At 73.4% G+C, this 21,156-nt stretch carries 17 protein-coding genes; 7 read left to right on the forward strand and 10 right to left on the reverse strand.

The genetic code is table 11. From position 1 onward, the window contains the following. The first annotated feature begins 14 nt into the window (after positions 1-14). Complete coding sequence (locus OG556_RS05145; protein WP_371516075.1) at positions 15-1,583, forward strand: class I adenylate-forming enzyme family protein; 1,569 nt, start codon at positions 15-17, stop codon at positions 1,581-1,583. Between the two features lie 56 nt (positions 1,584-1,639). On the opposite strand, the gene OG556_RS05150 is transcribed toward OG556_RS05145, so the two are convergent. The 6 genes from OG556_RS05150 to OG556_RS05175 form a co-directional block, all read right to left on the reverse strand. After that, the gene (locus tag OG556_RS05150; protein ID WP_363587044.1) at positions 1,640-2,497 is read right to left on the reverse strand and encodes an arylamine N-acetyltransferase; all 858 of its coding nucleotides are present in this window, start codon (positions 2,495-2,497) and stop codon (positions 1,640-1,642) included. 35 nt (positions 2,498-2,532) lie between these two features. After that, positions 2,533-4,488 carry an anthranilate synthase family protein gene (locus OG556_RS05155; protein ID WP_371516076.1) on the reverse strand — a complete coding sequence of 652 codons (1,956 nt, stop codon included), beginning with the start codon at positions 4,486-4,488 and terminating at the stop codon, positions 2,533-2,535. Further along, positions 4,485-5,114, reverse strand: coding sequence for an isochorismatase family protein (locus OG556_RS05160; protein ID WP_063346539.1), 630 nt, complete (start codon positions 5,112-5,114; stop codon positions 4,485-4,487). The genes OG556_RS05155 and OG556_RS05160 overlap by 4 nt, the downstream gene beginning before the upstream one ends. A 42-nt stretch (positions 5,115-5,156) precedes the next feature. Then, positions 5,157-5,927 (reverse strand): 2,3-dihydro-2,3-dihydroxybenzoate dehydrogenase, encoded by a 771-nt coding sequence (locus tag OG556_RS05165; protein ID WP_363587042.1) that lies wholly within the window; start codon positions 5,925-5,927, stop codon positions 5,157-5,159. Between the two features lie 106 nt (positions 5,928-6,033). After that, positions 6,034-7,206, reverse strand: a complete 1,173-nt coding sequence (locus OG556_RS05170; protein WP_371516077.1) for a 3-deoxy-7-phosphoheptulonate synthase — start codon at positions 7,204-7,206, stop codon at positions 6,034-6,036. Between the two features lie 495 nt (positions 7,207-7,701). Beyond that, positions 7,702-8,451, reverse strand: a complete 750-nt coding sequence (locus OG556_RS05175) for a 50S ribosomal protein L11 methyltransferase (protein ID WP_363632359.1) — start codon at positions 8,449-8,451, stop codon at positions 7,702-7,704. Positions 8,452-8,769: 318 nt separating this feature from the next. Here OG556_RS05175 and OG556_RS05180 point away from each other — a divergent pair, with 318 nt between their 5' ends. Beyond that, on the forward strand, positions 8,770-10,641 hold the full coding sequence (locus OG556_RS05180; protein WP_371516078.1) for a helix-turn-helix domain-containing protein: 1,872 nt from the start codon (positions 8,770-8,772) through the stop codon (positions 10,639-10,641). 38 nt (positions 10,642-10,679) lie between these two features. Here OG556_RS05180 and OG556_RS05185 read toward each other — a convergent pair whose 3' ends face one another. Further along, positions 10,680-11,909: an IS701 family transposase gene (locus tag OG556_RS05185; protein ID WP_371516079.1), complete on the reverse strand. Its 1,230-nt coding sequence runs from the start codon at positions 11,907-11,909 to the stop codon at positions 10,680-10,682. A gap of 273 nt (positions 11,910-12,182) precedes the next feature. On the opposite strand from OG556_RS05185, the gene OG556_RS05190 reads away from it, so the two are divergent. The 4 genes from OG556_RS05190 (at position 12,183) to OG556_RS05205 (ending at position 17,218) form a co-directional block, all read left to right on the forward strand. Further along, positions 12,183-13,169, forward strand: a complete 987-nt coding sequence (locus OG556_RS05190; protein WP_363587037.1) for an NADPH:quinone reductase — start codon at positions 12,183-12,185, stop codon at positions 13,167-13,169. A 134-nt stretch (positions 13,170-13,303) separates the two neighbouring features. Beyond that, a complete protein-coding gene (locus OG556_RS05195; RefSeq protein WP_363587036.1) occupies positions 13,304-13,783 on the forward strand; it encodes an Rrf2 family transcriptional regulator in 480 nt (159 codons plus the stop codon). 78 nt (positions 13,784-13,861) lie between these two features. Then, the gene (locus OG556_RS05200; RefSeq protein ID WP_363632354.1) at positions 13,862-15,082 is read left to right on the forward strand and encodes an MFS transporter; all 1,221 of its coding nucleotides are present in this window, start codon (positions 13,862-13,864) and stop codon (positions 15,080-15,082) included. Positions 15,083-15,340: 258 nt separating this feature from the next. Further along, entirely contained in the window at positions 15,341-17,218 is a 1,878-nt protein-coding gene (locus tag OG556_RS05205) for an acetolactate synthase large subunit (protein WP_371516080.1), read from the forward strand. A 112-nt stretch (positions 17,219-17,330) separates the two neighbouring features. On the opposite strand, the gene OG556_RS05210 is transcribed toward OG556_RS05205, so the two are convergent. Further along, a complete protein-coding gene (locus OG556_RS05210; protein WP_371516081.1) occupies positions 17,331-18,176 on the reverse strand; it encodes a helix-turn-helix domain-containing protein in 846 nt (281 codons plus the stop codon). Between the two features lie 159 nt (positions 18,177-18,335). Beyond that, the gene (locus tag OG556_RS05215; protein ID WP_363579926.1) at positions 18,336-19,154 is read right to left on the reverse strand and encodes a glucose 1-dehydrogenase; all 819 of its coding nucleotides are present in this window, start codon (positions 19,152-19,154) and stop codon (positions 18,336-18,338) included. A gap of 99 nt (positions 19,155-19,253) precedes the next feature. Between OG556_RS05215 and OG556_RS05220 the strand changes: the two genes are divergently transcribed. Continuing rightward, complete coding sequence (locus OG556_RS05220; RefSeq protein ID WP_371516082.1) at positions 19,254-19,967, forward strand: NADPH-dependent F420 reductase; 714 nt, start codon at positions 19,254-19,256, stop codon at positions 19,965-19,967. A gap of 43 nt (positions 19,968-20,010) precedes the next feature. On the opposite strand, the gene galK is transcribed toward OG556_RS05220, so the two are convergent. Then, a complete protein-coding gene (gene galK, locus OG556_RS05225) occupies positions 20,011-21,153 on the reverse strand; it encodes a galactokinase (protein ID WP_371516083.1) in 1,143 nt (380 codons plus the stop codon). Positions 21,154-21,156: the final 3 nt, after the last annotated feature.

Here is a 21,156-nt window from a genome sequence, read left to right on the forward strand (position 1 = left end):
AGGGGAAGAGGAGCATGTTCCTGCAACGCGTCGGCAATCGAGGCATCCGGCTGGGCACGGTCTGGGACCGCGCGGCCGCCCGTCACCCGGCGAGCCCGGTCTACCTCGACCACGACCTCGACATCGCCCCGGAGCTGGGCCGGCGGGTCACCCTGACCGAACTCGCCGACCTGGTCGATGACTTCGCCGCCCGGTTGTGGGCTTCCCAGGTCCGCCCCGGCTCGCACGTGGTGATCCACAAGTCGGACAGCTTCGACATCTCCCTGCTCGCCTACAGCGTCGCCCGGGTCGGCGGGGTACCGGTGCTGCTGTCCCCGAAGCTGGACGGCGCCACCGTCGCCCGTCTGCTGGGGCGACTGTCCCGGCCGACGCTGCTCACCGACGCGGCGAAGCTGGAGCAGGCACTCCCGTCCGAGGTGTTCGACCTGACCGAGCGGGTGCTGGTGGCCACCGGGGAGTTCCCGGGCGCGACCGCGCTGGCCGGGCTGGCCGGGGTCGAGCGGGTGGCGCCGGTGACCATGCCGCAGGACCGGCCGGCCCTGATCACCCACACCTCGGGCACCACCGGCCTGCCCAAGCTCGCCGTCCAGACCGGCATCACGATCCAGGCCCGCTGCCGCCCGCAGTCGGTGCTGCTCGCCCCGGTCGGGCGGCACGAGCCGATCGCCGTGCACGTCTCCTTCGTCCACTCGCGGATGATCAGCGGGGCCGCGCTGTTCGCGCTGCGCGGCCATCCCATGATCATCCTGCGGGACGACGAGCCGGAGCACGTCGCGAAGCTGTTCGCCCGGATCCCCCCGGGGGTGATCGAGTCCCACCCCAACACCCTGCTGAGCTGGGAGGTCCTGGCGGACCACCCGGCGAAGCCGCTGGCCAAGGTCCGCTGCTTCAGCAACACCTTCGACGCCATCCACCCGCGCACGGTCGACACCCTGCTGGGCGCGTCCGAGCGCAGCCTGCCGTTCTTCGCCCAGACGTACGGGCAGAGCGAGACCGGCGCCATCGCCGCCCGCACCTACACCCGGCGCCGCCGCAGCGGCGCCGACGGCCGCTGCGTCGGGCGGACCTTCCCCGGGATGACCGAGGTCCGGGTGGTCAGCCGGGACGGCCGGCCGGTGGCCAAGGACTCCCCCGGCCACATCGAGGTGCGCAGCGGCGGGCAGATCGTCACCTACTTCGGCGAACGGGAGCGCTTCGAGGGCCAGTTCTCGCGGGACGGCTGGTGGCGGATGGGCGACCTCGGCTACCGCACCCGGTGGGGCTGCCTGCATCTGCTGGACCGCGAGGTCGACGAGATCCCGGGGATCAACAGCACCCTGGACCTGGAGGACAAGCTGTTCACCCGGCTGCCCGAGCTGCTGGAGGTGATCATCGTGCCCGGCGGGGACAAGGCCCCGGTGCCCGTGGTCTGCACCCGGGACGACCAGCCGCTCGACCTCGCCCGCTGGAACCGCGCGGTGGCCGGCCTGCCCACGCTGGCCCCGCCGGTGCAGCGCCGGCTGGACGAACTGCCGCACACCGCCACGACCAAGGTGAAGCGGCTGGAGCTGGCCAGGGAACTGGCCACGGCCGAGGAGGCCTGAGCCGAGGAAGGCGTCGGCCCCGGCGGTGTCGTGAGACCCGCCGGGGCCGACGCGTGTCAGGAGGAGCCGATGGCCGGCAGGCTCCGCAGGACGGACCGCAGGTCCCCGGGCCCGAGCCGGACACCGAAGTCCTCCGCGAGGACGGTGGCGTACCGCTCGTCGGTGAGGTCCGCGGCCTCCGTCGTGCCGTCGGCGCGGCCGACGACCAGCCGCCGGCCGTCGAGGGAGAGCCGGCGCTGCGACGTGATCTTGGACAGGTAGGCCCGGCCGGTGAACGGGGAGCGCTCGTGGGTGGAGGTGTAGTGGTTCATCACCACGCAGTCGACCTGGTGCAGCGGCAGGCCCGTCTCGAACCGGTAGAGCGGCAACCACCCGTCGGGACAAAGGAGTTCGAGCACCCAGCAGTCCGGCTCCGAGCCGACCCGGCGGAGCCGGTGAGTCCAGCCGTCGGGCTCGGCCAGGGCGCCGTCGGTCAGCGGCAGCGGCTCCAGCGGCCCCTTGTCGCCGAAGCCGACGTCGGCGAGGAAACGCGCCTGGCCGACCGTCACCAGCAGCACCAGGTGGGTGCGTGGCAGCGGTCGGCCGGCGTTCAGCAGGGCGCGGGCGGCGAGCCTGGTGACCTGGAAGCCCAGGCGTTCCAGCACCGCGGCGAAGAGCAGGTTCTGTTCGAAGCAGTAGCCGCCGCGGCCGCCGGCGACCAGCTTGGCCTGGACGCGGTCCAGGTCGAGCGGGACGCCGCGGCCGAGCGGGATGTCGAGGTTCTCGAACGGGAGGGCCAGCAGGTGGGCGCGGTGCAGCCGGCGCAGCGTCCCGGGTTCGGGGGGCAGCGGACCGGAAACGCCCGTGCGGGCCAGGTAGGCCCCGACGTCGAGCAGTTCCGCTCCCCATTCGCCGGTGGCGCGGTCATCGCCCATCCTGTCGGCCCCTCTCCCGTGCGGTCTCCCGGAGACTACCCGGCAAGGATCGCCCCGGCACGGAGGACCTCGGCGATCAGGCCGCCGACGATCCGGGGGCCGTCCTGGGTGAGCACCGACTCGGCGTGGAACTGCATGGACGCGAAGTGCGGGCCGCGCAGGGCGTGCACCTCGCCGGTCTCCCGGTCGCGGACGGCCTCGATGGTGCCGACGCCGTCCACGTCGACCGTGTCGTGCGGGCTGACGGCGGCGAAGGTGTTGTAGAAGCCCACCCGCTCGCGAGTGCCGAACAGGTCGATCTCGCGCTGGACGCCCTGGTTGGGGACGTCCCGGCGGCGCAGCGGCAGGCCGAGCAGGGTGGACAGCACCTGGTGACTGAGGCAGACCGCGACGAACGGGCGCCGCCGGGCGAGCAACTCGGCCACGGCGGCGCGCAGACTGGCGATCTTGGGGTGGTCGGCCTGCCGCGGGTCGCCCGGCCCCGGGCCCATCACGACCAGGTCGAAGCCGTCGAAGGCGTAGTGCTCGTCGAACCGACGAATCGTCACTTCAAGCCCGAGTGACTGGAGTTGGTGGCCGATCATGGCGGTGAAGGTGTCCTCGGCGTCGATCACGAGCACCCGGCGCCCGGCGAATTCGGCGAGCCGCCGGCCGCGGTCCGCGTCCTCGGCCAGCCAGAAATCCGAGATGACGGTGTTGCGCCGCTCCAGCGCGGCCCGTACCCGGGGGTGGCCGGCGAAGGTGCGCGGGCCTCCGGCTTCCAGCGCGGCCAGCAGCCCGGCCGCCTTGGCCCTGGTCTCGGCGACCTCGGAGGCCGGGTCGGAGTGGCGCACCAGGGTGGCGCCGACCCCGATCCGGATCCGGCCGGCGGTGTCGATGTCGGCGGTGCGGATCAGGATCGCGGAGTCCATCGTGCGCCCGCCGCGCTCGTCCCGGCCGATCAGCGCGGCCACGCCGCTGTAGTAGCCGCGCCCGGCGGTCTCGTAACGGCGGATGACCCGGGCGGCGCTCTCCAGCGGGCTGCCGGTGACGGTCGGGGCGAACATCGTCTCGCGGAGGATCTCGCGCGGGTCGCGGTCGGTTCGGCCCTCGATGAGGTACTCGGTGTGCGCGAGCCGGGCCATCTCCTTGAGGTACGGGCCGACCACCCGGCCGCCGCCCTCGCAGATCCGGGCCATCATCTTGAGCTCCTCGTCGACCACCATGTAGAGCTCGTCGGCCTCCTTGCGGTCGGCGAGGAAGTCCATCACGCCGGCCAGGGTGGGGCCGGAGGGCGGGTAGCGGTAGGTGCCACTGATCGGGTTCATCACGGCGACGCCGTCGGCCAGGCTGATGTGCCGCTCGGGGCTGGCGCCGACGAAGGTCCGCTCCCCGGTGTGCACGACGAAGATCCAGTAGGCGCCCGCCTCGCGCTCGGTCAGCCGGCGGAAGAAGGCCAGCGCGGCGTGCAGGGTGTAGTCGCTGATCTCGGCCAGGAAGGTGCGGCGGACGACGAAGTTGGCGCCGACGCCCTGCCCGATCTCCTCGGCGACCACCCGTCGGACGATGTCGGCGTACTCCTCGTCGCCGAGGTCGAAGCGGGCGCCGGTCAGCTCGGTGGGCCGGTCCGGGATCAGCGCCAGCGCTTCGCCGAGGTCGACGGTGGCGTGCTCGGTCACCGTCATGGCGAGCAGCGGGGCACCGTCGTCCTGGGCCTCGAAGCCGCGCTCGGCAATCTGCCGGTACGGGACCAGGACCAGGACCTCCGGGCCCGGGCGGCCGGGCTCGGGGCCCAGCGGGACACCGTCCAGCGTGTCCGCGGTGGCGACCTCGCCGAACAGGACGTCCAGCGTGCCCGGGCCGGTGGTCTCGGGCCGGTGCAGGAGGGCGAAGGCGGGCGGCCGCTCCGCGAGCACCCGGCGCAGCAGTTCCTCGGCCGTCCGGTCCGTCGTCCGGCCGCTCGCCCGGCCCGTCGTCCGCTCGCTCGCCCGGTCCGTCGTCCGGTCGGTCATGCGAAGGTCTCCTTGGCGGTGATCAGCATCGCGCAGCGCGCGGCGGCGTACTCCAGGGCGAGCCGGTGGTGGGCGGCGGAGAAGTCCGCGACGGCGTCGGCGACCAGGAACGGCCGGATGTCGTTGGTGAAGGCGTCGACGGCCGTCATCAGTACGCCCACGTGGGCGTACACGCCGCACAGGATCAGCTGGTCGCGGCCCTCCTCGCGCATCCGCTGGAGCAGGTCGGAGCGGAAGAAGGCGCTGTAGCGCCACTTGGTGAGCAGCCAGTCGCCGGGGGCCGGGGCGAGCGACTCGACGACCTCGCGGTCGACCGGGTCCATCCGCATCCCGGGGCCCCAGAAGTCCAGCAACAGCCCGCGCTGTTCGGTGGTCATGCCGCCCGGCTGGGCGGTGTAGGCGACCGGCACGCCGAGCTCGGCGGCCTGGCGGCGCAGCAGGGCGGCGTTGTGCAGCAGCTCCCGGCCGGGTGCCTCGTCCGCCGGGAAGGGGCGCAGGAAGTAGCGCTGCATGTCGTGCACGAGCAGCACCGCGCGGTCCGGGCGGACGGTCCACGACACGGTGTTGTCGGGCAGCTCGCCCGCGGTCGGCATCGGATAGGGCTCGATGGTCGGAATGCCTGCCATGCGGTGGACTCTCCTGGGGGAATGGTGAGTTGGGCGGGCCGGTCAGGCGCCGAGGCCGGCGCCGCCGTCGACGGTGAGGTCGTGCAGGGTGATGTGGCCGGCCGCGTCGGAGAGCAGGAAGAGCACGGCGGCGGCGATGTCGGCAGGGCTGGCCAGCTTGTTGAGCGGGATGCCGACCCGGAAAGCGTCCGCGCGACCGTGCAGGGTGCCCTGCGGGCCGGACTCGTCGTGCCACATCGAGGTGAGCATCGGGGTGTCGGTGGATCCGGGGGCGACGAGGTTGCAGCGGATGCCGTACCTGGCGACCTCCAGGCCGAGGCTCTTGGTGAACATCGTCGCGGCGGCCTTGGAAGCGGCGTAGGCGGCCATCTCGGTGCGCGGGGTGCGGGCGGCGTTGGAGGCGACGGTGACGATGGCGCCGCGCCCGCGCGGGATCATCCGGTCGACCACCGCGCGGGACACGTGGAAGACGCCGTTGACGTTGACCGCGAAGGTGGCCGTCCAGTCCTCGACGGAGAAGTCCCGGACCTCGCCGAGGCGCAGCACCCCGGCGGCGTTCACCAGTTGGTCCACCGGCCCGAGTTCGCGCTCCACCCGGTCGACGAGCAGGTCGACGGCGCGGTGGTCGCTGACGTCCACCGGGTAGGCCTCGGCCCGCAGGCCCTCCTCGGCGAGGGCGGCCACGGTCTTGCGCAGGCCCTCCTCGTCGCGGTCCGCCGCGGCCACCGCGGTGCCCTGTTCGGCCAGGGCGCGGACCACGGCCGCGCCGATGCCGCCTGCTGCCCCGGTGACCAGGGCGATCGTGTTCGTCACTGCCGGACCTCCCTCGGGGCCGACGCGTGGCCGGCCCGTTGCTCTCTCGGTTGCTCTCGGTCGCTCTCGGTGTGGTGGTGCGTGGCGCCGTTCCGGGCGCGGCGGGTCAGCCCTCCCAGGCGGAGACCACGGTGATGGCCTGGCCGGGGTTGAGCCGGGGATCGCAGAAGCTGGTGTACTTGTCGCCGACGTGCGCCACCCCGGAGGCGTCGTGGGCGCACTCGGTGACGTCGTCGGGCGTGGTCTCCAGGTGCAGGCCGCCGGCCACGCCGCCCTCGGAGCGGACGGCGTACTGGAAGTGCTGGATCTCCCGGACGACGGTCTCCACGAAGCGGGTCTTCAGCCCACCGGGCGTGGTGACGGTATTGCCGTGCATCGGGTCGGTGAGCCAGATGACCGGGTGGCCGGCCTCCCGGACGGCCCTGACCAGCGCGGGCAGCCGGTCGGCGACGACCTCGGCGCCCATCCGGGCGATCAGGGTCAGCCGCCCGGGCTCGCGGTGCGGGTCGAGCCGCGCGCACAGCTCCAGCAGTTCCTCGGGTGCCATGCCGGGTCCCACCTTGCACGCGACCGGGTTGGCCACGGACGCGAGCATCGTGACGTGGGCGCCGGCCACGTCGCGGGTCCGCTCGCCGATCCACGGCCAGTGTGTGGACGTCAAGAGGCTTTCGGTGTAACCGATCTGACGGATCATCGGAATTTCGTAGTCGAGCAGCAGCGCCTCGTGGCTGGTCCACACCGGCGGGCTGAGCGGCGAGCGACGGTCCGGATCCGACCAGCCGAGGTGGGTCATCGCCTCGGCCGCCGCCCAGTAGCAGCCGAGCAGCCGCCGCGGGTCGGGGCGGCGCAGCTCCGGGTCGGGTTCGGGGCTGTTGACCAGGTGGCCGCGGAAGACCGGGATCTCCAGGCCCCCGACGAACTCGGTCGGCTTGGAGCGGGGCTTGGCGAACTGGCCGGCCATCCGGCCGACCCGGACCACCGGCCGGTGGGTGGCCATCGTGACGATGCCGGCCAGGACGTCCAGCAGGCCGGTCTTGCGGGCGACGTCGCCCGCGGTGCACTCCGCCGGGTCCTCGGCGCAGTCGCCGATCTGTACGACCTGGGCCCGCCCGGCCGCGACGTCGGCGAGCACGGAGCGCAGCCGCCGGACGTCGGCCGGGCCGACCAGCGGCGGCAGACCGGCCAGCCGGTCCTTGATGTCGGGAAGGTGCTCGTGGTCGGCCCAGTCGGGCTGATGGAGTGCGGGCCGGGACAGGAGCGCGGACAGGGCGGTGACCATGGGGGTCTCCCGGGGCGAAGGTGCGCCGGCTCGGCGGCGCGCACGGAAGGGCGTCGTGGCGAGGCTGTGGATGGCACGGGTCAGGGAGGAGCGGCCGGCCCGCGGGCCGGGTCCCGGTCCGGCAGCGGTCCGCCGGCCGCCGAACGGCTGAGGCTCTTCCAGATCTTGTGGCGTGCCACCAGGTGTCGCCAACGCCCGCCCCCGCACTTCGTCAGGTGGCGGATACTCCATCAGGTGGCGGCACACTCCGTCAGATGTCGCCCCGGCGCGACCGAGAACGGTGACGGCGGGCCCTCGACGAGGTCCGTCCCGAGGTGGCGGACCGGCGAGATCCGGCCATGGAACGGCTCGGGCGCGCGCCCCATCTGGACGCCGTACAGCACGGCCGGACTCCGGTGGCCCACGCATCCCCCGGGGTGGGCGGACCACCGTGCGCAGGCACCTCGTGGCATGTGCCGAAGTCGGCGTGGCAGATCGGGCCGCCGGGCTCGGACGTCAGAAGCCGGTACCAGGTGCCGTCTCGCCGCCGGACCGGCCGCGCGCCACGGTCACCTCGATCAACATGTGCGCGACCTCCTCCTCGCCCTCCGGGAAGACGCCGCTGCGCACCACCCGCAGGGTGCGCCCGCATTCCTCGGCGATCCGGAGGAGCGCCGTCAGGTCGCCGCGCTCGCTGAAGTGCAGCAGCACCGAGCCGCCCGGAGCCAGCCGGCCCGGAGCCTCGACGAGGAAGCGGCGGTGGGCGGCGTAGCCCGGGTCGACGTAGCCGCGCTCGTGCATCGTCCGGTAGCGGTAGTCCTCCGGCGCGAGCACGTAGTTGGAGTGCCAGAAGACGGTGTCGAAGCGCTCCTCGGGCGCGAGCGCGGCGAACAGGTCGCTGTGCACGCTGTGGACGCGGTCGGCGACGCCGTGCCGGTGGGCGTTCATCTCGGTGTTGCGGACGGCGGCCTCGTTGATGTCGCCGGCCACCACCCGTGCATGCCCGGCCAGTGCTGCGGCCACCGCGATGACGCCGGTGCCGCAGCCGATCTCCAGCAGCGAGCCGGAGCGCCCGGCGGCCCGCGGGTCGTCCAGACCGAGCAGGCGCATGGAGATCTCGCTGGTGGGCGAGTAGACCGGGGCGAAAATCCCTGGCAGCAGGTCCCATTCACGGCCGCAGAGCCGGAAGGTCGCGGGCCGGTGCGGGTGCTCCAGCGCGGCCCTGCTCCGTTCCAGCGAACGGCGGTAGTCCTGTAGCGCCTTCATGTCGTCCGCCTGTGCCCCCCACCGCGCCAGCTGGGCGTTGTCGCCCGGACCACCTCCCCGGTGGCCACCACGTCATCCTCCTCAACCGGCACGGGCGGCGGGAAGGTGACCCGGCAACACATCGGGGCCACTCGGCGGTGCCCCCTCCACCGTCCAAACCGTGGAATCATCCGAGCCCCACCCAAAGTGACATGATAAACACTTTGCATTACCTGGCATGTGCCAGGCAAAAAGGCTGATGTGCACGGGTGGGGGTAGGGCATGGCCCAACAGGGGGTCCGTAAGCGGCCTGACGCGCTGACGGTACTGACCTTGCTGGTGGCGGAGGCACCACCGGCGCGCATCGAGTCACTGCTTGCCGAGGCCGCCCGCGGCGGCGCCCGCGAGGCCGAGACGGCCGCACTGGAGCGGGCCGTCCGGCTCGGACTGGACATCTGCGCCCAGCGCCGCGGGCGCCAGCAACGCGAGGCGGGCCTGTCCGCGCTGCTCGACACCGCCCGGGACCTCCTCGTCCCCGACACCCTCGACGGGGTGCTCAAGGTCGTCACCCGGCGCTCGCGACTGCTCCTCGGCTCGGACATGGCGTACGTCAGCTTCCCCGGACCGGAGGACGGCCTGTCCTACATCCGGGCGTCGGACGGCCACACCTCCACGCTCAACGTCGGCCTCCAGCTGACCGGCGGCTCCGGACTCGGCCACGCCGCCGTCGCCAACCTCGCGCCGGTCTGGACCCCGGACTACCTCGACGACAACCGGATCCAGCACAGCACCGACATCGACGAGGTGGTCCGGGCCGAGGCGCTGCGCGCGATCATGGCCGTCCCGCTGAGCTACGGCCCACACCCCTTCGGCGCGCTCTACGTCGCCGACCGCAATGTGCGGCACTACACCCCGGAGGAGATCTCCACCACGAACCTGCTCGGCGAGCTCGCCGGCCTGGCCGTGCAGCGCGCCCTCGTCCTCGACGACGCCAAGGCCACCGCGCAGACCCTGCGCGAGGAGCACGGACGCACCACCGAGTCGCTGCGGGAGCTCAGCGAGCACCGGCGCATCCATCACGAGCTGATCGAACGGGCGCTGACCGACTGCGAACTCCACGGTCTCGCCGAAGCCGTGAGCCGGAACCTGGGTGGCGCGCTGCGGATCCACGCGGCGGACGGCACCGTCCTGACCACCACCGGCCGGATGCCCGAGACCGGACCCGCCGCCGCGGAGGTGCACGCCGCCAAACGCCCGGTCCACACCGCGGACGGCCTCTGGGCGGCCCCGGTCACCGCCGGAGGCGAGATACTCGGCACCCTGGTGTTCCGCCCCGAGGACCTCCCCGCGGCCGGCATCGACGAACTGCTGCACCTGGCCGCCCAGGCGGTGGCGGTGCAGCTGCTGCGCACCGGCGACACCACCGTCGTGCAGGGCCGCGCCCACGGCGAGCTGATGGAGGACCTGCTCACCAGCGCCCAGCGCCCGCCACAGCAGTTGGAGGAGCGCGCCCGCCGGCTCGGCATCAACCTGGCCACGCCGCACGTGGTGGTGGTCGTCCGCCCCGAGGCCCGAGCGGTCGGCCGGGCCTGCGCCCTGGCCACGGGCCTGGCCCAGCGACTGAACGGGCTGCGGGTCGGGCACGGCGGCAACGCCGTGCTGCTGCTGCCCGGCACCGACGCCGGCACGACGGCCCGGGCCGTCCTGAACGAACTCGCCCCGCTGCTGAGCGAACCGGTCACGGTGGCGGCGGCCGGGCCGGTCGCGGACGCCGCCTCGGTCTACCACTGCCACCAGGAGGCGCTGCGCTGCCTGGAGGCGATGATCGCCCTCGACGCCACCGGCCGCTCGGCCTCCCCCCGGGAGCTGGGCTTCCTCGGTGTCCTGCTCGCCGACAACCGGGACGTCCGTTCCTTCGTCGACTCGGTCATCGGTCCGGTGCTCGAGTACGACCGGCAGCGGTTCACCGACCTCGGCCGCACCCTGGACGCCTACTTCGAGACCGGAGCCAGCCCCACCCGGGCCGCCCAGAAGCTGCACGTCCACCCGAACACCGTCGCCCGCCGCCTGGAACGCGTCGCGGAACTGCTCGGCCCCGGCTGGCAGGACCCCGGCCAAGCGCTCGAAGTCCAGCTCGCCCTACGGCTCTCGCGCGTCCGCGACCTCCTCGTCAAGGACGGCCCGTCGGCGGGAGTCGACCAAGCGACCTAGTGCCTGTCGGGGCGCGGGCGTGATCCGGAAGAGTGCCCCTAGCTCACGCGGCGGAGCGAGCGGCCGCCGGTGTGGGAGAGGGCCACGACCGCGTGTGCGGCCGAGGCGAGGGTGACATGGCGGTGCCAGCCGTTGAAGGAACGGCCGGTGTAGTCGCGGATGCCGGTGCGGTCCGCGATCTCGTCGAAGTCCCGCTCGACCCGGCCGATCCGCAGGCTCAGCCGGAACAGCTGGGCCGGCGTGGCGTCCGGGACGTCGGCCAGCCACAGCTCCTGCGGCCAGCGCCGGCCGGAGCTGCCCGCGCCGAGCAGCAGCAGGTCGCGGTCCGGGCCGTCCGGCCTGCGGCTCACTCCCAGGGAGCGGGCCGCCCCGGTCACCGTCCGCACCCGGACGGCACCGACCAGCGCGGTACGCAGCCCGGCGTCCTGGCCGTGGTCGGTCCAGGTCACCATCCGCCTGCGGTCCCGGCACGCCCCGATGATCCGGTGGGCCGGCATCGCCTCCGCGCCGTGCCCGGCCCCCTCGGCCGGGCGGAGCGGCAGCGTGCTGTTGATCCGCACGAGGAACGGCACCCCCGCCGCGCGCAGCCGCCGCAGCGCCTTCATCCCGTCCAGCTCCCGGACGTCCATCACCACCGGCAGCGTGGGCAGCCGCCAGTCCGAGGTCAGCTCCAGCACCGCCTCGACCGAGCAGTCGCCCAGCGTCCGGGTGTCCACACTCGCCGGGATGGACGCCTGGCTGCGCCGCGGCACGTCGTCCAGCCACGCCCGGGACAGGTGCAGCCGCCAGTTCACCGGCATGCTCACCTCCTCGGACGCCGCCCAGACGCCCACCGCCTGCTGCGCGTTGAGCACCTGGCCGAGCGAGGAGATGAACCGGCGATCCACGCCCACCGAGTGCTCCCCGGCCTTCGGGATGACCGTCTGCTGCACCACCCAGGCCTGCGGCGGCGCGACGGACGTCACGTAGTGCGCCAGCGCGGCGCGCACCGGGTCCCACTCCCAGGTGGAGCTGCTGATGAAGTGGTGCAGGTTCTGCTCCGTGGCCTGCCCGCCGATCAGCCGCGCGATGTTGCGCACCGACTTGCGGCCCTCCGCGCCCAGCAGTCCGCGCAGGTACTCCACACCCTTGCGGCGCTGGTCCGCCCGGGGCAGCGACGCGAACAGCGCCGGGCACAGCTCCGAGAGGACGATGTCGTGGGAACTGCCAACGCCCGGCGTGCGCCCGGGTGTTCGCGTGTCCCTGATGTGCAGGGCGAAGTCGCTCATCGAGATCCCCAACCTCTACATGGCAGACGCATCTTCAGATGGGTCGACGGTATGCAGAGGGCTCAGGCCGGGCCCAGGTGCACCGGGCACACGGCTGCACGCGCGGCCTATGGCCGGACCACCGGACAGAGCGCGCGAGCAGGCGCGATCGCCCCCGGAGCCGCCCGGTGGGGTGTGCCGGGGCCATCAGGGGCGGGCCGACCGCACGCGAGTTGACGAACAAACGGCTTCCGTGCGGCACCCCGGCGTTGACCGGTGGAAGACTCTCCGAGCATGCGAGCAGCCTTCATCGAGGCCCTCGGGCCGCCCGAGAACATCCGCTACGGCGAACTTCCCTCCCTCCGTCCTGGGCCGACCGACATCCTGGTCGACGTCACGGCCACCACCGTCAATCCGGTGGACACCTTCGTCCGCTCCGGCCTCTTCCGCACCCCGGTCGCGTTCCCGTTCGTGATCGGCCGCGACCTGGTCGGCACCGTCGCCGCGGCCGGGCCGGCCGCCCCCGGCTTCGCCGTCGGCGACCGGGTGTGGACCAACAGCCTCGGCCACGGCGGGCGCCAGGGCGCCGCCTCCGAGCAGGTCGTCGTCCCCGCCGACCGCCTCTACCACCTCCCTGAGGGCGTCCTCCCCGAGGAGGCCGTCGCCGTCGTCCATCCGGCCGCGACCGCCTACCTCGGCCTGTTCACACACGGCCGCCTGCGGGCCGGTGAGACCGTCCTGGTGGCCGGCGCGGCCGGGAACGTCGGCTCCGCGCTGGTCACCCTCGCCGTCGACGCCGGGGCCCGGGTCGTCGCCACCGCCTCCGCCCGGGACCTGGAACAGTGCCTCGCCCTGGGTGCGGCCGAGGCCCTGGACTACCGCGATCCGGACCTCGCCGAACGGCTCGCCCAGGCCTGCCCCGGCGGCGTCGACCTCCACCTCGACACGTCCGGGGAGAACGACCTGGCCACCGCCGTCGACCTGCTCGCCCCGCGCGGACGGATCGTCCTGCTGGCCGGCGCCCGCTCGCGGCCGATCCTCCCGGTCGGGCCGCTCTACATGAAGGACTGCTCGATCGCCGGCTTCGTGATCTCGCATGCGACCAGCACCGAACTGGCCGAGGCCGCCGTCGGCATCAACCGCCTGCTCGCGGCCGGACGGCTGCGCCCCCTGGTGGTCGAGACCCTTCCGCTGAGCGCCGCCGCCGAGGTCCACGGCCGAATGGAACGCGGCGAGCTGCACGGCAGACGGGTGGTCCTCAGGCCCGATTCGCGGGCCTGACCGGTCGGCTGCTAACCGTTGTACCGGAGGTCCGGCAGGGCCGCAACGCCCTCGTCGGGCCGCGACTTGACATATTCCGGACCTCCGGCGTGTCCGGCCTGCGTCGCAGAACCTGGACGTGTATTGTCCTGGTTATGCGAATGGGTGAAGGAGTCGAGTGGGGCCTGCACTGCTGCCTCACCCTGGCATGGCTCGACAGTGAGCAACCGGTTCCGACGGCACGGCTGGCGGCCTGGTTCGACCTGCCGCCGGCCTACCTGACCAAGCGCCTACAGGCACTGGTCCGGGCCGGCATCCTGAGCTCGACACCGGGCTCCAAGGGCGGCTTCCGGCTGGGCCGACGGCCGGAGAAGATCACCCTGATGGACGTGGTCGCCGCCATCGAGGGCCCCGACGACGTGTTCCGCTGCACCGAGATCCGCCAGCGCGCGGACGGCGGTGGCGCCATCGCACGGGAGTTCCGACAGCCGTGCGGGATCGCCACCGCGATGCGCAAGGCCGAACTGGCCTGGCGCCGCGAACTCGCCGGGCAGACGGTGGCCGACCTCATGGCCGCCGCGCCGGGCGGGGCCGCCGACCGCACCCGACGCCACTACGCCCGCATGACCGGCTGACCGCACCGCCCGACGGTCCGACCGCCTCACCGCGCGGCGACACCACAGCACGCGCACCGACCCGCAAGGAGAATCTGGATGTCCAGTGTCTCGATTCCGGCCGACCGGAAAGCTCCGGCCGAACCCGGCTCACCACCCCAGGGCGGCCTGTCCTCCACCCTCGTCCTCGCCTTAGGGACGTTCGCCGTCGGCACGGACGCCTTCGTCGTGGCCGGCTTCCTCCCCTCCATGGCCCAGGACCTGCACGTCTCCCCGGCCACGGCCGGCCAGTCGATCACCGTCTTCGCCGCTGCCTACGCCGTCCTCTCCCCCGTCCTGGCCACCCTCCTCGCCCGGCTTCCCCGCCGAACCCTGCTGATCACCGCACTGTTCACGCTCGGCATCGCCAACCTAGGCTCGGCACTGGCCCCCAACATGGCCGTGCTGATCATCAGCCGCATCATCGCCGCCGCCGGCGCCGCCGCCTACACCCCCAACGCCGGAGCCGTCAGCGCCTCCCTCGTCCGCCCCGAACTGCGGGCCCGAGCCCTCGCCGTGGTCATCGGCGGCCTCACCATCGCCACCGCACTCGGCGTGCCGCTCGGCAACGCCGCCAGCCACTGGCTGGGTTGGCGCACCGCCCTCGGCCTCGTCGCCGGACTCTGCCTGCTCGTCGCCGTGATACTGCGCCTGATCATGCCGTGGCTCCCCGGCAACGTCCGGGTGCCGCTACGCACCCGCCTCGCCGTCCTGCGCCGGCCGGCCGTCCTCGCCGTCCTGCCGCTCACCGTCCTCGGCATGGGCGCCAGCTACACCGCGTACGCCTACAGCGTGCCCATGCTGGAAGCCGTCAAGGTGCCCGAGCGCTCCATCCTGTGGATGCTCTTCCTGTACGGCCTCGGCGCCGTCATCGGCAACCTCGCCGCGGGCTACACCACCGACCGCTGGGGCTCCACCAAGGTCCTGATCGTCGGCTACACCGCCATGGTCGTCGCCCTCGGGTCCCTCGCCTGGCTCGCCGCCTCCGACTCCGACCTCAAGCCCGTCGTCGGCCTGCTGGTCCTCCTCTGGGGCGCCAGCAGTTGGTGCCAGACACCCCCGCAGCAACACCGCCTGATCGAGGTCGCCCCCCAGGAGGCCCCGCTGGTGGTCTCCCTCAACTCCTCCTCCATCTACCTCGGAATCGGCCTCGGCACCATCATCGGCGGCGCCACCCTCGGCGCCGGCGCCGCGACCGTGTACGGCCTCGGCGCGGCCATCGCCGCCATCGCCCTGGTCTTCCTGCTCTTCACCCACCACTCGCCCACGAACAAGGGCTGAGACGCGAGACACTCCTTGCGGGCCGGGCAACTCCCTTCCGGCCAACGCTTCCTGACGGCACGGCGTCGCACCGAGCGCTGAAACACCCCTCAGCACGCGACGACCGACGACCGGCGCGGAGACAGACCCTGCTGCCCCGGTTTCCCCGACACGTCCCTGGCCGCCCAACGGCGCCGCGCACCGCAGCGGCCCCGGCCACGGACACCACCCGGCACTCCCCGCCGGACCACCACGTCGACGAAACCGAGAGATTGCCAGATGACCCAGTTGAGCGAGTCCCCCGTGACCACCCACAGCACCGAGACCACCGGATCGACCCCAGCGCCGTTCACCCCCGACGCCCGGACCGGGCCCGTGGAGTCCGCGATGACCGGCGCCCAGGCATTGATCCGTTCACTCGAAGAGGTCGGAGTGGACACCGTCTTCGGCATCCCGGGCGGGGCCATCCTTCCCGCGTACGACCCGCTGATGGACTCGGCCAAGGTGCGCCACATCCTGGTCCGGCACGAGCAGGGCGCCGGCCACGCCGCCACCGGCTACGCCCAGGCCACCGGCCGGGTCGGGGTCTGCATGGCCACCTCCGGCCCGGGCGCGACCAACCTGGTGACCCCGATCGCCGACGCCTACATGGACTCCGTGCCGATCGTCGCGATCACCGGCCAGGTCCCCTCGACCCTGATCGGAAGGGACGCCTTCCAGGAGGCGGACATCTGCGGCATCACGATGCCGATCACCAAGCACAACTACCTGGTCACCGACCCCGACGAGATCCCCCGGGTGATCGCCGAGGCGTTCCACATCGCCGCCACCGGACGCCCCGGCCCCGTCCTCGTCGACATCACCAAGGACGCACTCCAGGGCCTGACAAGGCATCGGCAGGACGAGCCCTCGCTGCCCGGCTACCGGCCGGTCACCAAGCCGCACGCCAAGCAGATCCGCGAGGCCGCGAAGATGCTGGTGGGCGCCAAGCGCCCGGTGCTGTACGTCGGCGGCGGCGTGATCAAGGCACAGGCCACCGCCGAGCTGCGGATCCTCGCCGAGCTGACCGGCGCCCCCGTGGTCACCACCCTGATGGCGCTCGGCGCCTTCCCCGACAGCCACCCGCAGCACCTGGGCATGCCCGGCATGCACGGCTCCGTCCCGGCCGTCACCGCACTCCAGAAGACCGACCTGCTCTTCACCCTCGGCGCCCGCTTCGACGACCGCGTCACCGGCAAGCTGGACAGCTTCGCCCCGCACGCCAAGGTCGTCCACGCGGACATCGACCCGGCCGAGATCGGCAAGAACCGCCCCGCCGACGTGCCGATCGTCGGCGACGCCCGCGAGGTGCTGGCCGATCTGATCGTGGCCGTCCAGGCCGAGTTCGACGCCGGGCACAAGGGCGACTACTCGCAGTGGTGGGAGAAGCTCGACGAGTGGAAGAAGACCTACCCGCTGGGCTACGAACCGGCCCCGGCCGGCCGGCTCTCCCCGCAGCAGGTCATCGAACGGATCGGCCGACTGGTCGGCCCGGAGGCGATCTACGCCGCCGGCGTCGGCCAGCACCAGATGTGGAGCTCGCAGTTCATCCGGTTCGAGAAGCCGGGCACCTGGCTCAACTCGGGCGGCGCGGGCACCATGGGCTACGCCGTCCCGGCCGCGATGGGCGCCAAGGCCGGCCGACCGGACACCCCGGTCTGGGCGATCGACGGCGACGGCTGCTTCCAGATGACCAACCAGGAACTGGCCACCTGCGCCCTGAACGACATCCCGATCAAGGTCGCGGTCATCAACAACGGCTCGCTCGGCATGGTCCGCCAGTGGCAGACGCTGTTCTACAACCAGCGCTACTCCAACACCGTGCTGCACGCCGGCCCCGACCACGACGGCATCGCGCCCCCGGCCCAGGGCACCCGGATCCCCGACTTCGTGCTCCTGTCCGAGGCGATGGGCTGCGTCGGCCTGCGCTGCGAGCGCCCCGAGGACCTGGACGCCGTCATCAAGCAGGCCATGGAGATCAACGACCGCCCGGTCGTCATCGACTTCATCGTCCACCAGGACGCCATGGTCTGGCCGATGGTCGCGGCCGGCACCAGCAACGACGAGATCCAGTTCGCCAAGGGCATCCGCCCCGACTTCGGCGACGACCTCGACTAACACCCCCCTGAACCCCGGTCGTAGGCCCTCGACCCCCGCGAGGGCCTACGACCGGCCTTTTTGTGCCCAGGATCTCGTGCCGTCCGGGCAGACGGCCGTTGGAGCGGGCCGCTCAGCGGGTCGCCGACGCCGACCAGGAGAGCAGGAGGCGCAGGGCGTCGTCCGACGGGGTGTGCGGGTCGGCGGTGTAGGTGACGAGGGCCTGGTCGGGGTCGTCGGCGGGGCGGAGCGTGTCGTAGGCGAGATCGAGGGGGCCGGCGATGGGGTGGTGGAAGAGCTTGCGGCCGGAGGTCTTGTCGGCGACCGGGTGTTCGGCCCAGAGGTGACGGAACTCCTCGCTGTGGACGCAGAGTTGGCCGACGAGTTCGGCGAGGAGGGGGTCGTGGGGGCGGCGGCCCGCCTCCAGGTGGAGGAAGGCGACGTTCTCGCGGGCGCAGGCCGTCCAGTCGCCATAGAGCTCGCGCGAGGCCGGGTCGAGGAAGGTGCCGCGGGCGATGTTGCGGTCCTCGACCGGCAGGGCGCCGTAGTCGCCGAACAGCGCGACGGCCGCACGGTTCCAGGCCAGGACGTCCATCCGGTGGCCCATCACCAGCGCCGGGACGTGGTCGAGCTGGTCGAGCAGGCGCAGCAGGGAGGGGCGGGGCTGCTGCGGGGCGGTGCGGCGGCGGGGCGCGCGGCGGGTGGGGCGGGCGAGGCGGTGGAGGTGGCCGGACTCGTCGGGGGCGAGTTGCAGGGCGCGGGCGACGGCGTCGAGGACGGCTTCGGAGGGGTTGCCGACGCGGCCCTGTTCGAGGCGGGTGTAGTAGTCGACGCTGACCCCGGCGAGGTGGGCGAGCTCCTCGCGGCGCAGCCCCGCGACCCGGCGGCGTCCGCCGTAGTCGGGCAGGTCGACGTCCTCGGGCCGCAGCTGGGCGCGGCGGGTGCGGAGGAACTCGCTCAGGGCACTGGTCGGGTTCATGGGGATGATTCTCACCCGGAGGCGGCCGGCCGTGCCTGGCCCTGCCAGGACCAGGCACGGCCGGCACCGGGGCGCGGCCGAGGGCAGGCGGTAGCGGGGCGCGGCCGGGGGCAGGCGGTAGCGGGGCGCGGCCGGGGGCAGCCGGGGATCAACCGGACGTCAGCCCGCGACGGCCTGGACGGCGGGCACCAGGCCGCCGTCGATGACGATGTCCTGGGACGTGATGTAGGAGGACCGGTCGGAGAGCAGGAAGGCGACGGTTTCGGCGACGTCCTCGGCCCGGCCCAGGCGGCCGAGCGGGATGCGCGCGCGGATCGGCTCGTGAGCGGCCGGGTCGGGGATCACCGCGTGGAACATCTCGGTGGCGATGTAGCCGGGGCTGACGGAGTTGACCCGGATGCCGCGCGCGGCGAGGCCGCTGCCGAGGGTGCGGGCGAGGCTGAGGACGGCCGCCTTGGTCGCGGCGTAGACGGGGGCGTCGGGCAGGCCGCGGTGCGGGGTCCAGGAGGCGTTGAGCACGATGGAGCCGCCGCCGGCCGCCTCCAGCAGGGGCAGGGCGTGCTGGACGGTGAAGAACACGCCCTTGAAGTTGACGTCGACGGTGTGGTCGAAGTCGTCCTCGGTGACGTCGGCGGCGGGCTGGAAGACGCCGACGCCCGCGTTGGCGAAGACGCCGTCGAGCGCGCCGTGGCGCTCCCGGACGGTGGCGGCGAGCCGGGCGAGGTCGGCCCGGGCGGCGACGTCGGCGCGGACGGCGAGCAGCCGGTCGCCGCCGTCGAGCCGTTCGGCGGCGCGGGCGAGCCGGGCGTCGTCACGGCCGGTGATGACCACCCGGGCGCCGGCGGCGAGGAGGCGGCGGGCGGTGGCGAGGCCCATGCCGCTGGTGCCGCCGGTGATCAGGACGGTGCGGTCGGCGAATTCCCGGGGGTCGGCGGGATCCCGGGTCATGGCGTTGTCGGACGGGGCGTTGTCGGTCATGGCAGCCACTCTCCCGACGGCCGTGGAGCCGGGACCAGGCCCGGCCCGACCCTGGGTCCGGAAGAACCACCCTGCACCGGGAATCGACGGCGCCACCGGGTGGTTGGGGCAGGACGACAAGCGTGTGACACTCGCGAACAGGGGTCTGACATGAAGATCGGCATCATCGGTGCGGGCAACATCGGCGGCAACCTGACCCGACGGCTGACGGCGCTCGGGCACGACGTCTCGGTGGCCAACTCGCGCGGTCCACAGTCGCTGGCCGCCCTGGCCGAGGAGACGGGCGCGACGGCCGTGCCTGCCACCGAGGCGGCGCGCGGGGCGCAGGTCGTGGTGGTGACGGTGCCGCTGAAGAACGTGCCGAACCTGCCGGCCGGGCTGCTGGACGGCGCGGCCGAGGGCGCGGCGGTGATCGACACCGGCAACTACTACCCGCAGCAGCGCGACGGCCGGATCGACGAGATCGAGGACGACGGGCTGACCGAGAGCCGGTGGACGGAGCGGCACCTCGGCCACCCCGTGGTGAAGGCGTTCAACGGCACCTACGCGCAGGACCTGCTGGAGCGGCCGCGCCCGGAGGGCGACCCGGAGCGGATCGCCCTGCCGGTGGCGGCGGACGACGAGGCGGCCAAGCACGTGGTGCGGGCGCTGATCGACGAGTTGGGCTTCGACACGGTGGACGCGGGCGGGATCGACGAGTCCTGGCGCCAGCAGCCGGGCACGCCGGTGTACGGGCTGCGCGCCGGGGTGGAGGCGGTCACCCGGGCGCTCGCGGAGGCGTCTCCGGAGCGCCCGGCGGACCACAAGGCGTGACCCCGGGAAGGCGTGCTCCCCGCGCCGACCCCGACGGGCCCGGTCAGCCCGTGCGGCGGGCCCCCTCGGCCGGGACGGCCGTGAGGGTGCGCGGGGCGGCGTAGCCGGCCGCGCGGAACGCGGTGGTGACGGCGGCGGCGACGGTGTCGGCGGCCGGTGCGTCGACGAGGGCGATCACCGAGCCGCCGAAGCCGCCGCCGGTCATCCGCGCGCCGTGGGCGCCGGCGGCGAGGGCGGCCCCGACGGCGAGGTCGGTCTCCGGGCAGGAGACCCGGTAGTCGTCGCGCAGCGAGGCGTGGCCGGCGGTGAGGATCGGGCCGAGCGCGGCAGGCCGGCCGGCGTCCAGATGGGCGACGGCGGCCGTGACGCGCTCGTTCTCGGTGACCACGTGGCGCACCAACGGCCTCAGCTCCTCCGGAAGTCGGGGCAGGGCGGCCGGCAGGGCGGCGGGCGTCAGCTCGCGCAGCGCGGCCAGTCCGAGCAGCGCGGCCGCCCGCTCGCAGCCCGCCCGCAGGGCGGCGTAGGCGCCGTCGCCGAGGTCGTGCTTGACCCGGGTGTCGAGGACCAGCAGGGCGAGGCCGGAACCGGCGAGGTCCAGCGGCACCTGCCGCATCGCCAGGTCCCGGCTGTCGAGGTGCAGGGCGGCGCCCGGGCGGCAGCACATCGAGGCCATCTGGTCCATGATCCCGCAGGGGACGCCGACGAAGTCGTTCTCGGCCCGCTGTGCGATCAGGGCGAGGTCGGGTGCGGACAGGCCCAGCCCGTACAGGTCGTTGTACGCGATCGCGACGACGCATTCCAGGGCGGCCGAGGAGGACAGCCCGGCACCACCGGGCACGTCGCTCTCCAGTCGGAACTCGGCACCGCCGACGGGGTGCCCGGCCTCGCGCAGCGCCCACACCACGGCGGCGGGGAAGGCCGCCCAGCCGGGCACCGAGCCCGGGGCCAGGTCCGCGACGGCCAGGTCGGCGACCACCCCGTCGCCCTGGGCGGACCAGAGCCGCAGCCGGCCGTCGTCGCGGCGCCGGGCCTGGGCGCGGACGGCCTGCGGGAGGGCGATCGGCAGCACGAACCCGAGGTTGTAGTCGGTGTGCTCGCCGATCAGGTTGACCCGGCCGGGGGCGGCCCACTCCCCCTCGGGGGCGTGGCCGTGGAGCTCTTCGAAGGAGGCCACGGGGGTGTTCACAGG

The organism is Kitasatospora sp. NBC_01300 (assembly GCF_041435235.1).
GTDB lineage: Bacteria > Actinomycetota > Actinomycetes > Streptomycetales > Streptomycetaceae > Kitasatospora.

Excerpts from the sequence above, each read along its gene's own strand:
- OG556_RS05145 (WP_371516075.1), top strand. The coding sequence starts at position 15 with ATGTTCCTGCAACGCGTCGGCAATCGAGGCATCCGGCTGGGCACGGTC.
- OG556_RS05150 (WP_363587044.1), bottom strand. The coding sequence starts at position 2,497 with ATGGGCGATGACCGCGCCACCGGCGAATGGGGAGCGGAACTGCTCGAC.
- OG556_RS05155 (WP_371516076.1), bottom strand. The coding sequence starts at position 4,488 with ATGACCGACCGGACGACGGACCGGGCGAGCGAGCGGACGACGGGCCGG.
- OG556_RS05160 (WP_063346539.1), bottom strand. The coding sequence starts at position 5,114 with ATGGCAGGCATTCCGACCATCGAGCCCTATCCGATGCCGACCGCGGGC.
- OG556_RS05170 (WP_371516077.1), bottom strand. The coding sequence starts at position 7,206 with ATGGTCACCGCCCTGTCCGCGCTCCTGTCCCGGCCCGCACTCCATCAG.
- OG556_RS05175 (WP_363632359.1), bottom strand. The coding sequence starts at position 8,451 with ATGAAGGCGCTACAGGACTACCGCCGTTCGCTGGAACGGAGCAGGGCC.
- OG556_RS05185 (WP_371516079.1), bottom strand. The coding sequence starts at position 11,909 with ATGAGCGACTTCGCCCTGCACATCAGGGACACGCGAACACCCGGGCGC.
- OG556_RS05190 (WP_363587037.1), top strand. The coding sequence starts at position 12,183 with ATGCGAGCAGCCTTCATCGAGGCCCTCGGGCCGCCCGAGAACATCCGC.
- OG556_RS05195 (WP_363587036.1), top strand. The coding sequence starts at position 13,304 with ATGCGAATGGGTGAAGGAGTCGAGTGGGGCCTGCACTGCTGCCTCACC.
- OG556_RS05200 (WP_363632354.1), top strand. The coding sequence starts at position 13,862 with ATGTCCAGTGTCTCGATTCCGGCCGACCGGAAAGCTCCGGCCGAACCC.
- OG556_RS05205 (WP_371516080.1), top strand. The coding sequence starts at position 15,341 with ATGACCCAGTTGAGCGAGTCCCCCGTGACCACCCACAGCACCGAGACC.
- OG556_RS05210 (WP_371516081.1), bottom strand. The coding sequence starts at position 18,176 with ATGAACCCGACCAGTGCCCTGAGCGAGTTCCTCCGCACCCGCCGCGCC.
- OG556_RS05215 (WP_363579926.1), bottom strand. The coding sequence starts at position 19,154 with ATGACCGACAACGCCCCGTCCGACAACGCCATGACCCGGGATCCCGCC.